Origin of the sequence: Nonomuraea sp. NPDC050540 (assembly GCF_044457485.1) — a bacterium.
GTDB lineage: Bacteria > Actinomycetota > Actinomycetes > Streptosporangiales > Streptosporangiaceae > Nonomuraea.
In genome coordinates this window covers 174,897-192,165 of record NZ_JBITHA010000022.1, presented here as the reverse complement: position 1 = coordinate 192,165, position 17,269 = coordinate 174,897, and the positions used below count along the sequence as shown (strand labels likewise).

At 71.4% G+C, this 17,269-nt stretch carries 15 protein-coding genes; 10 read left to right on the top strand and 5 right to left on the bottom strand.

The annotated features are described in order from the left end of the window. The 6 genes from ACIBI5_RS47265 to ACIBI5_RS47240 form a co-directional block, all read left to right on the top strand. The coding region (locus ACIBI5_RS47265) for an AMP-binding protein (RefSeq protein ID WP_397257308.1) at nt 1–640 on the top strand (640 nt) is incomplete at its 5' end. Next, on the top strand, nt 637–1,929 hold the full coding sequence (locus ACIBI5_RS47260; protein WP_397257307.1) for a condensation domain-containing protein: 1,293 nt from the start codon (nt 637–639) through the stop codon (nt 1,927–1,929). The genes ACIBI5_RS47265 and ACIBI5_RS47260, both read left to right, overlap by 4 nt. After that, nucleotides 1,929–2,690, top strand: coding sequence for a thioesterase II family protein (locus ACIBI5_RS47255; protein WP_397257305.1), 762 nt, complete (start codon nt 1,929–1,931; stop codon nt 2,688–2,690). Before ACIBI5_RS47260 ends, ACIBI5_RS47255 begins: the two co-directional genes overlap by 1 nt. Continuing rightward, the gene (locus ACIBI5_RS47250) at nt 2,687–4,372 is read left to right on the top strand and encodes an AMP-binding protein (protein WP_397257304.1); all 1,686 of its coding nucleotides are present in this window, start codon (nt 2,687–2,689) and stop codon (nt 4,370–4,372) included. The genes ACIBI5_RS47255 and ACIBI5_RS47250 overlap by 4 nt, the downstream gene beginning before the upstream one ends. Continuing rightward, nucleotides 4,369–5,532: a cytochrome P450 gene (locus tag ACIBI5_RS47245; RefSeq protein ID WP_397257302.1), complete on the top strand. Its 1,164-nt coding sequence runs from the start codon at nt 4,369–4,371 to the stop codon at nt 5,530–5,532. The genes ACIBI5_RS47250 and ACIBI5_RS47245 overlap by 4 nt, the downstream gene beginning before the upstream one ends. After that, nucleotides 5,529–6,584 carry a methyltransferase gene (locus tag ACIBI5_RS47240; protein WP_397257300.1) on the top strand — a complete coding sequence of 352 codons (1,056 nt, stop codon included), beginning with the start codon at nt 5,529–5,531 and terminating at the stop codon, nt 6,582–6,584. Before ACIBI5_RS47245 ends, ACIBI5_RS47240 begins: the two co-directional genes overlap by 4 nt. Here the strand turns inward: ACIBI5_RS47240 and ACIBI5_RS47235 are convergent. After that, a complete protein-coding gene (locus ACIBI5_RS47235) occupies nt 6,565–7,758 on the bottom strand; it encodes an MFS transporter (RefSeq protein ID WP_397257298.1) in 1,194 nt (397 codons plus the stop codon). The two genes, ACIBI5_RS47240 and ACIBI5_RS47235, sit on opposite strands and share 20 nt — an antisense overlap. Then, complete coding sequence (locus tag ACIBI5_RS47230; RefSeq protein ID WP_397257296.1) at nt 7,755–8,333, bottom strand: ArsR/SmtB family transcription factor; 579 nt, start codon at nt 8,331–8,333, stop codon at nt 7,755–7,757. The genes ACIBI5_RS47235 and ACIBI5_RS47230 overlap by 4 nt, the downstream gene beginning before the upstream one ends. Before the next feature lie 95 nt (nt 8,334–8,428). Here ACIBI5_RS47230 and ACIBI5_RS47225 point away from each other — a divergent pair, with 95 nt between their 5' ends. After that, nucleotides 8,429–9,037, top strand: a complete 609-nt coding sequence (locus ACIBI5_RS47225; protein ID WP_397257294.1) for a hypothetical protein — start codon at nt 8,429–8,431, stop codon at nt 9,035–9,037. Nucleotides 9,038–9,062: 25 nt separating this feature from the next. On the opposite strand, the gene ACIBI5_RS47220 is transcribed toward ACIBI5_RS47225, so the two are convergent. Continuing rightward, a complete protein-coding gene (locus ACIBI5_RS47220; protein ID WP_397257292.1) occupies nt 9,063–9,686 on the bottom strand; it encodes a winged helix-turn-helix domain-containing protein in 624 nt (207 codons plus the stop codon). A 402-nt stretch (nt 9,687–10,088) separates the two neighbouring features. Between ACIBI5_RS47220 and ACIBI5_RS47215 the strand changes: the two genes are divergently transcribed. The 3 genes from ACIBI5_RS47215 to ACIBI5_RS47205 are packed head-to-tail and all read left to right on the top strand — an operon-like array spanning nt 10,089 to nt 15,015. Then, nucleotides 10,089–11,597 (top strand): amino acid adenylation domain-containing protein, encoded by a 1,509-nt coding sequence (locus ACIBI5_RS47215; protein ID WP_397257290.1) that lies wholly within the window; start codon nt 10,089–10,091, stop codon nt 11,595–11,597. Further along, a complete protein-coding gene (hppD, locus tag ACIBI5_RS47210) occupies nt 11,594–12,616 on the top strand; it encodes a 4-hydroxyphenylpyruvate dioxygenase (RefSeq protein ID WP_397257288.1) in 1,023 nt (340 codons plus the stop codon). The genes ACIBI5_RS47215 and hppD overlap by 4 nt, the downstream gene beginning before the upstream one ends. Beyond that, a complete protein-coding gene (locus tag ACIBI5_RS47205; RefSeq protein ID WP_397257286.1) occupies nt 12,613–15,015 on the top strand; it encodes an aminotransferase class I/II-fold pyridoxal phosphate-dependent enzyme in 2,403 nt (800 codons plus the stop codon). The genes hppD and ACIBI5_RS47205 overlap by 4 nt, the downstream gene beginning before the upstream one ends. 46 nt (nt 15,016–15,061) lie before the next feature. Here the strand turns inward: ACIBI5_RS47205 and ACIBI5_RS47200 are convergent, their stop codons facing one another. Together ACIBI5_RS47200 and ACIBI5_RS47195 are read right to left on the bottom strand one after the other, a co-directional pair. After that, nucleotides 15,062–15,703, bottom strand: coding sequence for a fasciclin domain-containing protein (locus tag ACIBI5_RS47200; protein WP_397257284.1), 642 nt, complete (start codon nt 15,701–15,703; stop codon nt 15,062–15,064). Nucleotides 15,704–15,742: 39 nt separating this feature from the next. Further along, a complete protein-coding gene (locus ACIBI5_RS47195) occupies nt 15,743–17,233 on the bottom strand; it encodes a molybdopterin-dependent oxidoreductase (protein WP_397257282.1) in 1,491 nt (496 codons plus the stop codon). Nucleotides 17,234–17,269 lie beyond the last annotated feature (36 nt).

Here is a 17,269-nt window from a genome sequence, read left to right as displayed (position 1 = left end):
GCATGAGGTGTTCGAGTGGCGGGTGGGTGTGTGTCCCGACGCGGTCGCGGTGGTCGAACCCGATGGTGTCTCGCTCACCTACCGGCAGCTGAACGCCCGCGCCAACCAACTGGCCCGCGAGCTGGGCCGGCGCGGCATCGGCCGCGGAAGCCTGGTCGGCCTGCGACTACGCCACAGCGCCACCGAAGTCGTCGCCATCCTGGCCGTCATCAAAGCCGGCGCCGCCTACGTCCCCCTCGAACCCGGCCTACCCGAACAACGACTGATCCACATGGCCACCGACAGCGGCGCCCGCCTCATCCTCACCACCACCGGCCACGACTGGACCCACACCGACACCCCGGTACTCAACCTCGACCAACTCGACACCGGCCACCACGACGACACCAACCCCAACCTGCCCATCAACCCCGCCCCCACCACGCAGGAGGTCCTCGCCCAGATCTGGCAGGAGGTCCTGGACGTGCCGCAGGTGAAACCGGACGACAACTTCTTCGCCCTGGGCGGCCACTCGCTGTCGGCGGTGCGCATGCTGTTCAAGGCGCGCGAGCGGCTGGCGGCCGAGCTGACGATGCGGGATCTGCACGAGACCGCCGACCTGGCGGCTCTGGCCGAGCTGGTCGAGCGGCGCCGTCCATGACCGGGCGCCTCTCCCCCACCCAGCAGCGGCTCTGGTTTCTCCAGCTGCTCGATCCGCAGGCCACGGAGTACAACGTGTGCGTGGGCTACGAGCTCGACGGCCGGCTCGACGTCGCCGCGCTGCGCCGATCGCTGAGCGCCGTCACGGACCGCCACGACGCGCTGCGGACCACCTTCCCCGCCGAGCGCGGACGGCCGGCGGCGCGCATCAGGCCACGGGGGGAACCCCTCCCCCTGCCCCTCACCGACCTGTCGGGCCTGCCCGACGCCGGCGCGCGAGCGGCGGACCTGGCCGCCGAGCGGGTGGCGCGGCCTTTCGACCTGGCCCGCGACCCGCTGTTCCGCGCCGACCTGATCCGCCTGGACCCCGCCCGGCACATCCTGCTGCTGAACCTGCACCACATCGTGGCCGACATGTGGTCCGTCCAGATCATCTTCGCCGAACTCGGCACGATGTACGACGCCGCGGCGCGCGGACGCGAGGCCGGCCTGCCCCTCCCCGCCGCGCGCTACGCCGACTACACCGCCTGGCAGCGCGATCAGCTGAGCGGCGGCCGTCTGGACCAGGCGCTGGCCTACTGGCGCGAACGTCTCAAGGACGCCCCGGCCGTTCCTGACCTCCCCACCGATCGGCCGCGGAGCCCGGAACGCTCGCCCGCGGGCGAGGAACTGCTGACGCCCGTGCCCGCCCAGGTGGCCAAGAGCCTGCGGCGGGTGGCGGGAGAGCTGCGCTGCACGATGTTCGTCCTGACCTTGACCGCGTTCCTGCTGATGCTGGCCCGCCGGTCCAGGACCGGCGGCACGGTCGTCGCGGTGCCGGTCGCGGGCAGGGCCAAGCCCGAGTTCCAGGACACGGTCGGCTTCTTCGTCAACACCCTGCCGTTGCGCGTCGACCTGTCCGACGACCCCGAACCGGGGCGGGCGGTGGAGCGTGTCAGGACCGCCGTGCTGGAGGCGCTCGAACACGACATGGTCCCCTTCGACCTGCTGGTCGACCGGCTCGGCGTGCCGCGCACCCCGGGCTGCAACCCGCTGGTCCAGGTCGGGTTCCAGCTCCTGCCGACGCCGCGCCGCGCCGGCCGGGTTCGCTGGCACGACCTCGAGGTCGGCGACTGGCAGGGGGTCAGCGAGCGCGTCACCCGGCTGGACCTCGAACTCCACCTGCTCGACAGCGCGCCGGAGGTGATCGAGACCCTGTGGTGCTATCGCACCGACCTGTTCGACGCCGCCACGGCCGAGCGCCTCTCCGCGGACTACCAGGCGCTGCTCGCCGAGATCGGGAACGGCTGATGGCGCCCCCCAGGCTGGTGACCGAGTGGTTCTGGCTGCCGAACCCCCGGCCCCAGGCCGGGCTCAGGCTGTTCTGCTTCCCGCACGCGGGCGGCGACGCGCCCGCCTTCGCCGAGTTCGGCCGGTCGTTGCCGCCCGACATCGAGGTGTGGGCCCTCCGCCTGCCCGGCCGCGGCGGCAGGTTCAACGAGGCGCACGCCGATGACGTGGAGCAGCTGGTCGACTGGATCTGCGACGCGATGCGCCCCCACCTGTCCGGCACGTACGCGCTGCTCGGGCAGAGCTTCGGCTCGCTCCTCGCCTACAACGTCGGCAGGCGGCTCTCCCCCGCCGCCTGCGTGCTGGCCGGGCTGGTTCCGCCGGCGCTGTGGCAGGGACCGCCGGGACCCACCGACCCGGGCCAGACCGCCGACTTCGTCCGCTCCATCGACGACTCGGTGAGCGAGATCCTGCAGCACCCGGAGCTGAGCGCGCTCCTGCTGTCGGTCGTCCAGGCCGATCTCAACCTGTGCGCGACCTACCTCCACCGGCACGAGCCGCTGCTGGAGTGCCCGGTGCTCGCCGTGGTCGGCGCCGACGATCCGCTGGTGACCAGCGAGCAGATGACCGGGTGGTCGCACGGCACGACCGGCCCCTTCGCCCAGCGCACGCTGCCGGGAGGGCACCTGGTCCTCCAGAGCGCGAACGGCGCGCTCACCCGGACCGTGGCCGAGTTCCTGCACGACACGGCATTGACCCCCCATCCGGAAGGCATGGCATGAACCGCCACGCGACGGCCGTGATCTCGGCCACCGGCGTCCTGACCTATCGCGGGCTTCACCAGCGAGCCGAGCGCTATCGAAGCGCGCTCGCCCAGGCCGGGCTCGGCGCCGGCGACGTGGTGGCCATCGCCCTGCCCGACGGCCAGGACGCCGTCGCCGCGCTGCTGGCCGCCCTGCGCTCCGGCACGCCCTTCACCTGGCTGACCGCCGACCTGCCCGCCGAACGCCAGGACGCCATCATCGCCGACTGCGCGCCGCGCGCCGTCCTCACCTGTCCCGGCACGCACTACGCCGGCCTTCCCGTCGTCCACGTCCTGGGTGACGACACCGATGTCGTACGGCAGGCGCCGGCCCCGGGTGCCGCCGAGGTGCCCAAGAACACCGAGTACCTGGTGTACACCTCGGGCTCGACCGGCCTGCCCAAAGGGATCGCGCAGCGGTCGGGCAACCTCGACCAGCTCACGCGCTGGCTGGGCACCGCGATCGGGGCCGATGAGACGTCGCGGGTGCTGCAGTGGGCACGGCTCGGCTACGACGCCGCGTACGTCGAGATCCTCACCGGGCTGCACGCGGGCGCGGCGGTGGTCGTGCCGCCGGGCGAGGTCAAGGGCGACGCGACGCGGCTGCACGAGTGGATCACCCACCACGGGGTGACGCACGTGCAGACGGTGCCGAGCCTGCTCCGTCATCTGCTGAACGTGGACGCCGGCGCGGCCGGCGGCGTGCGGGCCCTGAGCCTGTTCGGCGAGTCGCTGCGGGCCGGCCTGGTCGACGAGGGCCGGGCGCGCTTCCCCAACGCGGTCGTGCACAACTTCTATGGACCCACCGAGTGCATTCTCGCCACCTGGCAGCGCGTGCCCGTACCGGCCGCCGACCCGATCTCGCTGGGCGAGGCCATCCCGGGACGCCAGATCCTGTTGACCGGCGACGACGGCGCCGAGGTCGGCGAAGGCGAGGTCGGAGAGATCCGGGTGCGCAGCGTGTTTCTCGCGCACGGGTATCTCAACCGGCCGTGGGAGACCGAGCGTGCCTTCCGGCAGGGTGACGTCTACCGGACCGGCGACCTTGCCCGCCGTACGCCGGACGGACGGTTGGTGTTCGTTGGCAGGAGCGACGACCAGCTCAAGATCCGGGGCGCGCGGGTGGACCTGGGCGAGATCGAGGCGGCGCTGGCCCGTGATCCCGCCGTCGCGCAGGCGGCGGTCAAGGTCTACGGGGAAAGCCAGGAGTCGCTGCGGCCCGCGGCGTACGTGGTGGCGCGTCCCGAGGCGGTCATCGACACGCCCGCCCTGCACCGGCGGCTCGCTCTGGCTCTGCCCACCTACATGGTCCCGGCCGCGTACGTCGTCCTGGCCGAGATGCCGCTGACCGCCAGCGGCAAGGTCGACCGGCGGCGGCTGCCCGACCCCGAGCGTGACACCCGGCCGGTCGAGTTCGGCACCGACACCGAACGCGCGCTGGCGCGGATCTGGTGCGAGGTGATCGGCTGCGAGCGGGCGGGACCGGATGACGACTTCTTCGCGATCGGCGGCTACTCGCTGCTCGTCCCGCAGGTGACGGCCGAGGTGCTGGAACGGCTCGGAGCGGACCTATCGGTGCGTGCCGTGTTCGACCGTCCGATCCTGCGTGAGCTGGCCGCCCACATCGACCACGCGACCGCCGGACGCGAGGAGGAATCGTGATACCGCTCGGCGCCCACGACCTGACCGACCCCGCGTTCTGGGCCGCGGGCAACCCCCACGAGCTGGTCGACGACCTGCGCGGGCAAGGCGCGGTCCAGCGGCACGAGTCGGCCGCCGAGGGCCCGCTGTGGGCGGTGCTCACTCATCGGGAGGCGCTTGAGGTCCTCGGCGACGCCCAGACGTTCAGCTCACGTGGCGGCTCGCTGCTGGGCACCGGCCAGAGCCCGCCCGCGGGCTCCGGCCGGATGATGGCGCTCACCGACCCGCCCAGGCACCGCGGCTACCGTGAACCGGTCGCGCCCTTCTTCACCACCAGGTACGCCTCCGGTCTCCGGGGACGCCTGCGCGAGCTGACCGAGCGGGTGGTACGGCGGGCCCTGGAGCACGAAGAGATCGACTTCGTCAGAGAGATCGGCGCGAAGGTCCCGCTGACCATCATGTGCGACCTCATGGACATTCCCGATCAGGACCGGGACATGGTGGTCGGCCTGTGCGACCGGGCCTTCCTCGGGGTCACCCCGGCCGAGCGCAGGGCGGCTCACCAGGCGCTGCTGCCGTACCTGCTGCAGCTCGCGCTGGCCCGGCGTGACACCCCGGGCGCGGACCTCGTCAGCGCGTTCGCCGCCACGCTCGACCTCGACGAAGTGGTGCTGAACGCCGACAACATCATCGTCGGCGGCATCCAGACGGTCCGGCACACCGCCGCCATGGCGACCCTGACGCTGATGGAGCGGCCCGGGGCCTGGCGCGCGCTGGGCGAGTGCGCCGACCTCACCCGCGCCACCGACGAACTGCTGCGCTGGACCTCGGTCGGCCTGCACGTCCTGCGCACCGCGACCAGGGACGTCGAGCTCGGCGGGCAGAAGGTGCGCGAGGGCGACCGGGTGGTGGTGTGGACGCCCGCCGCCAACAGGGACGCCTCCGTCTTCGACCGGCCCCACCGGCTCGACCTGGAACGCCATCCCAACCGGCACCTCGCCTTCGGCTGGGGCACGCACTACTGCATCGGCGGGCCGCTGGCACGCGCCGAGCTCCGGGAGCTGTTCGGCGCGCTGTCCCGCCTCGTCGCGGAGATCGAGCCGCTGGGCGCGTACCGGCACAACCAGTCCATCATCAACTTCGGTCTTGATTCCTTCCCCGTACGGCTGCGCCCGCGATGAGGCTCGAATCGCTGGCCGACGGGCTGCGCGACGCCGGGTTCACCGCGGCGCGAGCGGTGGCGCTCCTGGGCGCGGAGGATGACGCGGATCTGCTGAGCCATGCCGCGCTGTACGCGTATGTGTCGGCGGAGCGGGTCGACGACCTGCTGACCAGTCCGGCCGGCGTGCTGACGCAGTTGTTCGTGCGCAACGGGCCGGTGCGCAGGGAGGTGTACGCGCGGATGCTGCCCGCTTCGCTGCGCGGACTGCTGGACGAGCACGGGCTGGTCACGCCGGGGGAAGGCACGGTCGCCGGCTCCGTCTCGATCTCTCCGGCCGGTTCCCTGTACTTCCTGTCGGACCCCCTGTTCAGCAGTGACGGAGCGATCAAGCTTTCGGCGGAGCCGGCGCTGGTCATGCCGCCGCACGCGTCGACGTTCGCGCTGCTGCACAACCTGGGCGAGGTGCGCGGGAGGCTGCTGGACGTCGGATCCGGCTGCGGTGTCCTGGCGTTGTCGCTGATGGATCGGTGCTCGGCGGTCACCGGGATCGACCTCAACCCGCGATCGGTCGAGTTCTCCCAGCTCAATGCCCGCGTGAACGGTCTCAGGGCCGAGTTCCGCCACGCCGCTTTCGGCCCGGGGTTCGAGCCGGCCGGTCCCGCGGACGCGCTGGTGTTCAACACCCCCACGGGGCCGGGGCACAGGTCGCTGGCGGAAGTGGGGCAGATGACCGCCCGGCGCGCGCTCGACCTGGTCACCTCGGCGACGGGGGTGCTGCGCTCCGGCGCCCTGGCCTACGTGCTGCTGATCGTCGAGGTGCCCGCGGACCGGCCATCGGCCGCCGACCTGGTTCGCGGCTGGATCCCCGACGGCTGGCAGGCATCGGCGACCGAGCTGCCCGGCTCTCCGCTGGCCTGCTCCCGCGCGGCGATGGACACGGGCAGGCTCGCTTTCGGCAGTGTGCTGGCCGCCGACGCGCGAGACGCGGAACGCCTCATCGGACGGCTGCGCGCGCGTGGCATCGCCGAGGTCATGCCGGTGCTGGTGACGCTCACTCCACCGGCTGCTTGATCGCGATCCGGGTGGCCGCCCGGATGAGCACCACGCCGCAGGCCGTCAGCACCACGAAGCAGACACCGAGCAGCACGCGATAGTCCACGACCGAGATCAGCACCACGCCCAGCGCGATGGAGACCGTCTGCGGTCCCACCGTGCACAGATCCGCGGCGGCCGCCACCCGGCCGACGATCTCCTGGGACGCGTACCGCTGCCACGCGGTCATGTAGCCCACCATCAGCCACGGCAGCCCGAAGCCGATGGACACGAAACCACCGATGACGACCGGCAGATTCGGTGCGGCGAGCAGCGCCGTGCCGATCGCCACGGACAGCTGGCCCACGCCCACCGTCCTGGCCTCGCCGTACCGCTGGATCAACCGCGTCGCCAGCAGGCCGCCGCAGATCCCGCCCGCGCCCTGGATCGCCATCAGGACGCCGAAGAACGAGGCGGGGCGGCCCAGGCCCTCGTCGATGACCGCGAAGTCGACGCTGTCCAGCAGCCCGAGCACGGCGAAGCTGACGGCCACGGCCACGCTGGTGAAGGCCAGCAGCGGGGTACGCGCGAGATGGGCGGCGCCGGCCGTGATCTCCCGCAGCGTGTTGCCCTTGGCGGGGATGGGGCGGGGCTCGCGGAGGCTGATGCTGAGCAGCATGACGATGGCGACGGCGAAGGTGACCGAGGTCAGGCCGACCAGGGCCCGGCCGCCGATCGCGGAGTAGAGCGCCGACCCCGCCAGCGGGCTGAGCAGCCTGATCGCCTCGCCGATCGTGCGTACCGCGGCGTTGGCCCCGGCCAGATCATCACCGGGCAGGATCATCTTGATCAGACTCGCCTGGGCGGGCCGGCGCAGGGTGAAGGACAGGCCGTAGCCGAAGGCGACGGCGTAGATGATCCACAGGTCGGCGGCGGAGTGCACCCCGAGCAGGGCCAGGACGCCCACGCCGGTCACCAGGTTGACCACGATCAGCGTCCGGCGCCTGCGCCATCGATCGACCAGGTGCCCCGACAGCGGGCTGAACAGGACCGGCAGGGACAGGCACAGGAAGACCGCGCCGGCCGCCGCGTTCTGCCCGGTCAAGTCCTTGGCCCAGATGCCCAGCGACAGGTATAAGGCGGTGTCGCCGAAGCTGCTCATGGACTGCCCGGTCAGCAGCCGGCGGAACCGCGGATCGGCCAGGGCGCTCATGGAGCGTCGCCTGGGTCGTCGTCCGGTGCGTCGTCGGTGCTGCTGGCCACGAACAGGCGCACCGGCCGGGCCCCTTCTGGTCGCAGATCCGCCTTCTCACCCCTTTCCAGGTAGTTGACGATCAGTGACTGGACGAGTTCGCGCACCTCGGTCAGCTCGGCGGAGCTCATCCAGAGGGTGGCGCCCATGATCAGGTTGGCTTCCTGCCATTCCTCGCTCTCGGCCGCCATCGTGCGCCGCCAGGTGCGCACCCGGTTGAACTCCTTCTCCAGGAACACCTCGGTCAGCGCCAGCCCCATCGGCGTGACCTCGGCGGCCGTGTCGACGGCCTGGACCGGACGGGCCAGCCGCCACGGCTTCTCTCTGGTGGACGAGGACACGCGCTCGATGAACCCGTACTCGGCGAGCGTCCGCAGATGGAAGGAACAACTCGCCACGCTCTCCCCGATGAGCTCCGCGCACCGGGTCGCAGTCGCGGAGCCGACTACTCCGAGGGTCTCCAGCAGGGCCAGCCGGATGGGGTGGGCCAGGGCGCGCAGCGCGCGCGGGTCGGCGATGGTGCGGTCCTCGTTCATGCGTCCATTATCCGAGAGCAAGAAACCTTACGCAAGCTTTCTTTAGGGTGTACCGTCGTCTAACGCAATGTCACTCACCGCGGAGGGACGTCTCCATGCGTATCGCCCTAGTCGCCGCCCTCACGTTGACCGGCGTCGGCACCTGCGCCACGGTCTCCACCGCCGCCACCGCCGTCCCCGACGGCTTCCTGCTGTACGAGATGGCCGCCATCGAGGGGAAGGGCCTGTGGTCGATCAACAAGCAGAAGGGCGCCAGGTTGGCGATCAACCCATGCCTGAACGACAAGCTCGGCACCAAGGGCAGAACCGCCGCCAGAACCATCCTTTACCACCGGCCGCCCAGCGACCGGCGGGCCGAGCAGGTGATCCTCTACTCCTCGGCCAAGGAGGCCGCGGCGGCGCTCGGCGAAGTGAAGAACGATCTGCCGCGATGCCCGCCGTTCCAGAGCGGGCCGCTCGTCTTCCGGTACTCCGGCCAGGCCCTGCGCCTGGGCGACGAGGGCCTGGCCGTGACCGGGCAGCTCTACGACCACGGCAAGGCCAAGGTCGGTGGTGACCGGGCGGTTCTCACCCGCCGGGGCAACGCCGTGATCGTCTATGCCCGCGCGGGCACGTTCGGCGCGCCGAAGGAGGCGGACTTCGCCCAGCAGAAGAAGGACGCCGGCACGATGCTCGCCAAGATCTGCCGGATCGCGAGCTGCTGAACGTCACTCTCCGTGACCGTGCGTGTCAGGGCACCAGACGAAAGCCGACCCCGCGCACGGTCTGAATGAGGCCGGGATTGGCGAGCTTGCGGCGCAGCCAGGAAATATGCACACCCAAAGTCCTGGTGTCGTCAGCGTCGTTGCGCTCCCATACCTCCCGCATAATGTCGGCCCGGCTGAACACCTTTCCGGGCTCGGACGCGAGAAAGGTGAGAAGCTCGAACTCCTTACGGGTGAGCTGGATCTCGACGGCGTGCACGCTGACCAAGCGCTGGCGCTGATCGATTCGCAATGCGCCGACTTTCCTGACGGCGCTTCCCTTATACGGGTCGCTCAGCGCACGACGGGCCACGGCTTCAATCCTGGCGCTCAGCTCACGCATGCTGTAGGGCTGGACCACATAATCATCGGCGCCGAGCCTGAGGCCGAGCACCCGGTCGAACTCCGCGCCCTCAGCGCTGACCATGATAATCGGAATATCTGAAGTCGTCCTGATTTTCCGGCAGACTTCGTATCCGTCCATATCCGGCAGGCGGGCGCCCAGAAGGATCACGTCCGCCGCGGCCTGGCGATGGAGCGCTTCCGCACCTCCGGAGACGTATATGGCCTGGTGGCCGTACACGTCCAGGCCGAACAGCAGCGTTTCCACGGGCTCGTCTTGGTGCATAACCACGAGGACGCGCATTTCGAGTCTCTCGCCCCCCGACGGTCGAGTCCGTTCAGAATCGAAGCCGTGTACGGCTGGGCCATTAGCCGCGATCCGCACAGGGCTAACTTCGATGGTAGCTAACCAGCGAAAAACCAGTATGTCAACATATTTGACCCCCTTTGTGATGGCGCTCACTCCCCGAGCAATTGCGCGACTACTCTCGGCAATCCTTCCACTGCGAGACGTGCCGGAATTGGACCGCACTTCGCCGTCGCATTCGCGTCCTTAATGGTCGCTTAGTTTACTTGATGCAAAGTTGATCGATAAAGTATTGACGCCCTGACGGGTGGATGTGAAGCTCGGCATTTGGCACCGGAGTGGTCTCTTCAATGGGAAGATTCGATGACACCCGAGTCAATTGGCCAGGCATACTCCTCTCAGGTTTCCCGTGCTCAGGACGCGACAGCGGTACGCATGGGAGACCTTCAGGTGAGCTACCGGCAACTGGACGTCCAGTCGAACCGCGTCGCCCACCGGCTCATGGAGCTGGGCATCGGACGGGAGGATCCGGTGACCGTGCTCATGCGCCGCTCCCCCGATCTCGTCGCCGTCCTGATCGGCATACTCAAGGCCGGCGCCTGCTATGCGCCGTTGCATGACGCGTATCCGCGTGAGCGGAGGCAGCGGGCGGTGGATCGCATCGGATCGACGGTGCTCGTCACCGACAGGGCGAGCTACGGGGCGGATGCCCCGGTGACCAGGCACGTCCTGTTCGCCGGCGAACTCGCGGGAGCCAGGGAGGACGATCCCGGGGTCGACGTCGCCGCCGGACAGCTGGCGTATGTGATGTTCACCTCCGGTTCGACCGGAGAGCCGAAGGGCGTCGCCGTCACCCATGCCAACGTGCTCCAGCTCGTGCTCGACCCGTGCTGGGAGGGGGGACGCCACGAACGGGTGCTGATGCTGGCGCCGCACGCGTTCGACGTGTCCACGTACGAGCTGTGGGTCCCGCTGCTGCGCGGGGGGACGGTGGTGCTCGCGCCCGCGGATGACTTCGACGCCACCATGCTGCCTGCGGAGCTCGCCGGGGGGCGGGTCACCGCCGTTCACCTGACCGCCGGGCTCTTCCGTGTCGTGGCGGAGGAGGCGCCGGAGGTCTTCGCCGCCGTGCGTGAGGTGATGACGGGCGGCGACGTCGTCTCCGCCCCTGCCGTGCGACGCGTGCTCGAGGCCTGTCCCGGCGTGGTGGTCCGCGCGATGTACGGCCCGACGGAGACCACGCTGTTCGCCACGCACCATGTCATGAGGGCATCCGGCGAGGTCGGCGCGACGGTGCCGATCGGGCGACCCATCGCGGCGGCCCGCGTGTACGTGCTCGGCCCGGGCCTGCGTTCGGTGCCGGACGGCGAGCTCGGCGAGATGTACATCGGCGGCCCCGGCGTGGCGCGCGGCTACCTGGGCGACCCCGTTCGGACGCAGGAGCGTTTTCTGCCGGACCCGTTCGCCGGTGACGGCGCGCGGATGTACCGCACGGGCGATCTGGCGCGGCGGCTGCCCACCGGAGAGCTGGAGTTCGCCGGGCGTACGGACGACCAGATCAAGGTCCGTGGGTTCCGCGTCGAGCCCGCGGAGGTCGCCGCGGCCATCGCCGGCCATCCGGGGGTGCGCGACGTGGCGGTCGTCGTGCGGACCACGCCGTCAGGGGAGCGTCAGCTGGTCGCCCACGTCGTGCCCGGGTGTCCGGGGCTCGATCTGGGCGAGGTCCGCGAGCACGCCGGGGGGCTGCTGCCCGCGTACATGATTCCCGCCGCGTTCGCCCTGGTCGGCGCGTTGCCGCTGACCCCCAACGGCAAGGTCGACGTGAAGGCCCTGCTCGACTCAGAACCTCACCATGAGGAGAAGGTTCCATGACCGTGCGTGACATCGCGTATGTGGAGATCTACGCGAGAGACCAGATGTCCATCGTCAACTATTTCGTCGCGGCCATGGGGTTCACGCGGGTGGCGGAATCCGTGGAGCCGGGCAGGAGCTCCGTCCTGCTCCGGCAGGGCTCGGCGCAGGTGGTGATCACTTCTGGCCCCGGGGTCGCCCGTTTCCTCAGCAGGCATGGGGACGGCGTCGCGGACATCGGCCTGACCTGTGACGACGTGACCGAGACCGTGACGCGGGCGAAGGCGGCCGGCATCGCCCTCATCCCCTCACCGCGCAACGTCACGGTCCTGCCCGGCTTCGGCGACGTCACCCACACCCTCCTGCCGGACGCCCCCGACCCGGGCACGCGGGCGCCCCACGGCCGCACCTGGATTCCCACGCCCGGGCAGCACGTCCCCGCGGCCCACCGGGTCCGGAACCTCGACCATCTGGCGGTCTGCGTGGAGGGCGGCAGCCTGGATCACTACGCCGGCTACTACCAGGACGTCTTCGGGCTCACCCGCTACTCCTCCGAGTACGTCACGCTCGGCGGCCAGGCCATGGACTCCATCGTCGTCCGCAGCGCGTCGGGCCGGGTCACGCTGACTCTCGTCGCCCCCGATCCCGGCAAGGAACCCGGCCAGCTCGACGACTTCCTGGCCCGCAACGACGGCGAGGCCGTGCAGCACCTGGCGTTCCTCGTCGAGGACATCGTCTCGGCGGTCGAGGTGTTCCGCGAGCGCGGCGTGGAGTTCCTCAACACCCCCGACACCTACTACGACCTGCTCGCCGAGCGCTTGGAGAGCATGCGCGACCAGGTGGCCGAGCTGCGCAAGGCGCAGGTGCTCGCCGACCAGGACGAATGGGGCGACCTGCTGCAGGTGTTCACCCGCTCGCCGCACCCGCGCAACACCCTGTTCTACGAGCTCATCCAGCGCCGCGGCTCCCGCGGGTTCGGCAGCGCCAACATCCGCGCACTGTACGAGGCCGTGGAACGCGAGCGGATGACCTCGGAATGAGCCTCACCGACGCCGTCGCCAACGGCTCCGTCCCCGCCGAGCCGCTGACCACGGCGGACTACGCGGCCGGGGCGCGGGCCCGGTTCGAGCCGGCCGTCTGGGACTTCCTCGAAGGCGGCGCGGGCGGGGAACGCACTCTCGCGGCCAATCTGCGCGCCTTCGAGGAGACCCGGCTGCGCCCGCGCGTCCTGTCCGGCCTGGCACGGCACGACACCGAGGTCACCGTCCTCGGCCGGACCTGGACGCTTCCGCTCGGCATCGCGCCGCTCGCCTACCACACGCTGGCCCACCCCGAGGGCGAGGTCGCCACCGCCCGTGCCGCCGGCGCGGCCGGGGTTCCGTTCGTCGTCAGCACCTTCGCCGGCCGTACCTTCGAGGACATCGCCGCGGCCGCCGCCGGGCCCCTGTGGCTGCAGGTGTACTGCTTCCGCGACCGCGACACCACCCGGCGGCTCATCGAGCGGGCGGCGCGGGCCGGGTTCGAGGCGCTGGTGCTCACCGTGGACGCGCCTCGGCTCGGGCGGCGGCTGCGCGACCTGCGCAACGGGTTCCGGCTGCCGCCCGGGATCGAACCCGCCAACCTCACCGGGACCGGGTACGGCTCGCCCATGGGGCACGCCCTGACCGCGTTCGACCCCGCGCTGGCCTGGCCGGTGATCGAGTGGCTGCGGTCGGTCAGCCCGCTGCCCCTGCTGGTCAAGGGCGTGCTCGGCGCACCGGACGCGCGGCGGGCCCTGGCCTGCGGCGTGGACGGCATCGTGGTGTCCAACCACGGGGGCCGCCAGCTCGACGGAGTGCCCGCCACGCTGGAGGTGCTGCCGGAGATCACCGCCGAGGTCGCGGGCGCCTGCCCGGTCATGCTCGACGGCGGTGTCCGGCGCGGCGCCGACGTCCTGGCCGCGCTCGCGCTGGGCGCCGACGCGGTGCTGCTGGGCCGCCCGGTGCTGCACGGCCTGGCCGTGGCCGGCGAACGCGGCGTGAGCGGGGTTCTGGACATCGTCGCCGACGAGCTCACCGAAGCGATGGCGCTCACCGGCACCGCCTCGCCCGCCGCCGCGTCCCCCGAGCTGGTACGCCCGCCCGGCCACGTGCCCGTCACTCCGCCGCCCGCCGTCCCGCCTCCCGACGGTGGCGGGCTGCGGATGGAGGACCTGCACGCCAGCCTCGCCGACCCGCTGCTGGACACGATGAACTTCCTCAACGAGATCACCCAGCGCTACCCGGAGGCCATCTCGTTCGCGCCCGGCCGGCCGTACGACGGGTTCTTCGACAATGAGGCGATCTACCCGCACATCCGCCGCTACCTCGACCACCTGGAGACGTCGGGAGCCACCCGGGAACAGGTCCGCGCCGCGCTGTACCAGTACGGCCCCACCAGCGGCCAGATCCGTGACCTGATCGCCGACTCGCTGCGCAAGGACGAGGGCATGGACGTGCCGCCCGAGTCCATCGTGGTCACCGTCGGCGCCCAGGAGGCGATGCTCCTCGCGGTACGCGCGCTCATCGCCGGCCCCCGGGACGCGCTCCTGGTCTCCAGCCCCTGCTATGTCGGCATCACCGGCGCCGCCCGCCTGCTCGACGTCGTCCCCACCCCGGTCGAGGAGGCGGAAGGGGGGTTCCGCTGCGCCGACCTGGCGGCCGCCATCGCCACCGAACGGTCGCGCGGCCGCCGCCCCCGCGCCTTCTACGTCGTCCCCGATCACTCCAATCCCACCGGTGCCACGATGCCGCTCCACACCCGGCGGGAACTGCTGGACCTGGCGGAACGGGAGGACATCCTGATCCTGGAGGACAGCCCGTACCGGCTGGTCAGCCCCGGAGAGCGGCACCCGACCCTGAAGGCGCTGGACCGCGAGCGCAGGGTCGTCCATCTGGGCTCGTTCTCCAAGACGCTGTTCCCCGGGGCCCGGGTCGGCTTCGCGATCGCCGACCAGCCCGTGCGCGGCGGCGGACTGCTGGCCGGCGAACTCGCCAAGATCAAGAGCATGGTGACGGTGAACACGTCGTCACTCAGCCAGGCGGTCGTGGCCGGCATGCTCCTGTCCGCCGGCGGGCGCGCCGCCGGCCTGGCGGGCGACGCCGCCGCGCACTACGGGGCGTCGATGCGGGTCATGCTCCGGTGCCTGCGTGAGTCCTTCTCCGAGGACCTCGGAATCCGCTGGAACGAACCGTCCGGCGGCTTCTTCCTGACCCTCCGCGTCCCCTTCGCCGCCGACGCCGCGGCCCTGAAACGCTCGGCCGAGGAGTTCGGCGTCATCTGGACCCCCATGTCGTACTTCTATCCCCAGGGCGGCGGTACCCACAGCATTCGGCTGTCGATCAGCTACCTCACCCACGACCAGATCGCCGAGGGCACCGCCCGGCTGGCCCGCTTCGCGAAAGCCCAGATGCCTGTCTGACCCGGTACCGGAGGGGCGCGGTGGAATTCCACCTCCACGCCCGCGGCTACTGGGGCATGAGGACCTTGTCGATGATGTAGACCGTGGCGTTGGCGGTGGGGACGTTGCCGCAGACGACCTTGGCGTCGTTGACGGTGTACGCCTCGTCGGCACCCTTGGTCGTCAGCTTGCCGCCCTGCAGGGTGGCGAGCTCGGCGCCGGCAAGGTCGGCGGGCGCGTTCTTCCCGGCCACGACGTGGTAGGTGAGGATCTTGGTCAGCGTCTCCTTGTCGGCCAGGACCTTGTCCAGGGTGGCCTTCGGGATGGCGGCGAAGGCGTCGTTGGTCGGCGCGAAGACGGTGATGTCCTTGGCCGAGTTGAGCGTGTCGACCAGGCCCGCCTTCTTGACCGCCGTGACCAGTGTGGACAGGACCGGGTTGTTCGAGGCCGCGGTCGCGACCGGGTCGTCGGCCATGCCGGTGAAACTGCCCTCCCCATCAGCAGGTACGGCGGAGCAGGCCGCCCCGAACGGCCCGTCGGCCATGGCGGAACCGGTGGCCGGGGCGGGCTGGGTGGTGGCCGTCGTGGCCGCGGTGGCGGCGGGCGCGCCGGACGCGGCCGAATCGGTGGCGCCGGAGCCGCAGCCGGTGGCCACGACCAGGGCGGTGACGGAGGTGGCGAGGATGCCGAGGTACTTCATGGGGTTCATCTCCTTGGTGACGGAATTACCGCGGTGAGGGGTCGGCGGTCACGCGACGGTGACCACGATCGAGTGCCGGCCAGTGGCGCCGTCCGGGAAGGGCGGGACACGGGAGGGCGGCTGGGTGCGGCCGGTGGTGTCGGTCGCGCGGACCTGGAGGGTGTGGGTGCCGGGGGCCGCCTGCCAGGTCCAGCTCCACTGGACCCAGGTGTCGGCGCTGGGCGTGGCGGCCAGCCGTACCCGCTGCCAGGGGTCGTCGCCGACGCGGACCTCCACGGCGGCGACGCCGCGGTGCTGGGCCCAGGCGACGCCGGCCACCGTCACCGGGCCCGGGCGGAGGGTGGCGAGCGGGACGGGTACGTCGATCCTGGAGGCGGTCTTGATCGGCGCGTCGGTGGCCCAGCCGCGCTCGGTCCAGTAGGCCTGCCGCCGGTCGTAGCGGGTCAGGTGGAGTTCGACCACCCATTTGGTGGCGGAGACGTAGCCGTACAGGCCGGGGACGACGAGGCGGGCGGGGTGGCCGCGTTCGGCCGGGAGCGGCTCGCCGTTCATGCCGACGGCCAGCATGGCGTCGCGGCCGTCCAGGATCGCGGCGAGCGGGGTGCCGGCGGTCCATCCGTCGGCCGAGCGGCTGAACAACTGGTCGGCGCCGGGCGGGATGCCGGCCTCGCGCAGCAGGGTGGCGAGCGGCACGCCCAGCCAGCGGGCATGGCCCGCGTACGGGCCGCCGACCTCGTTGGAGACGCAGGTGAGGGTGATGTCGCGTTCGATCAGTCCCCGCCCGAGCAGGTCCGCCATGGTGAGCTCGATCGTCGATGCGCCGAGCACGCGCAGGGTCCAGGTGGCGGCGTCGAGCCGGGGGACGGACAGGGCGGTGTCGACGCGGTAGAAGTCCGCCTTCGGCGTGGTGAAGGGGGTCAGTCCGGGGATGCGCAGATCGGTCCCGGCCGGCAGGGGTCTGGCCGGGCTCGCGGGTCTGGGCAGGGTGAAACGGGCACGAAGGGGTTCGGCGGGCAGCAACCGCGTGGCCAGCCCGCCCAGGCTCGCCAGCGCGACCACGCCGAGCCCCGCCCGGAGGACTCGGCGCCGTCCTGCCGCCTCCTCGGCGGCCGGGCGGGTCAGCGCGGTGAGGGTGAACGCCCCGATCAGGACCGCGACCAGGGCGGGCAGCAGGTCCGTCGCCACCATCGCGGGCCGGGTCGCCGCCGCGAGCGCGCCCAGGACGCCGAGTCCGGCGACAGCCGTCACCGCGAGGCCGCGCCGGTGGGCGGCCAGGATGCCCAGCCCCGCCGAGATGGCCATCAGGACCAGCAGGATGCCGCCCACCAGCACGGCCTTGTCCGCGGTGCCGAACGTGCGTACCGCGAACTCCTTGACCGGCGCCGGCGCCAGATCGATCGCGGCCGACCCGATCGTCACCACCGGCGAGCTCTGCCCGCCGGTGAAGCGCGCGACGAGCTCCGCGACCGCCAGTGCGGCGGCCACGCTCAGCAGCCCGGCGCGAGCTGCGCGGATGACGTGGTGCGGTTCTCGTCTCACGGCCGGTATTCGGAGCCGGGCACCGAGCGGCTTGGT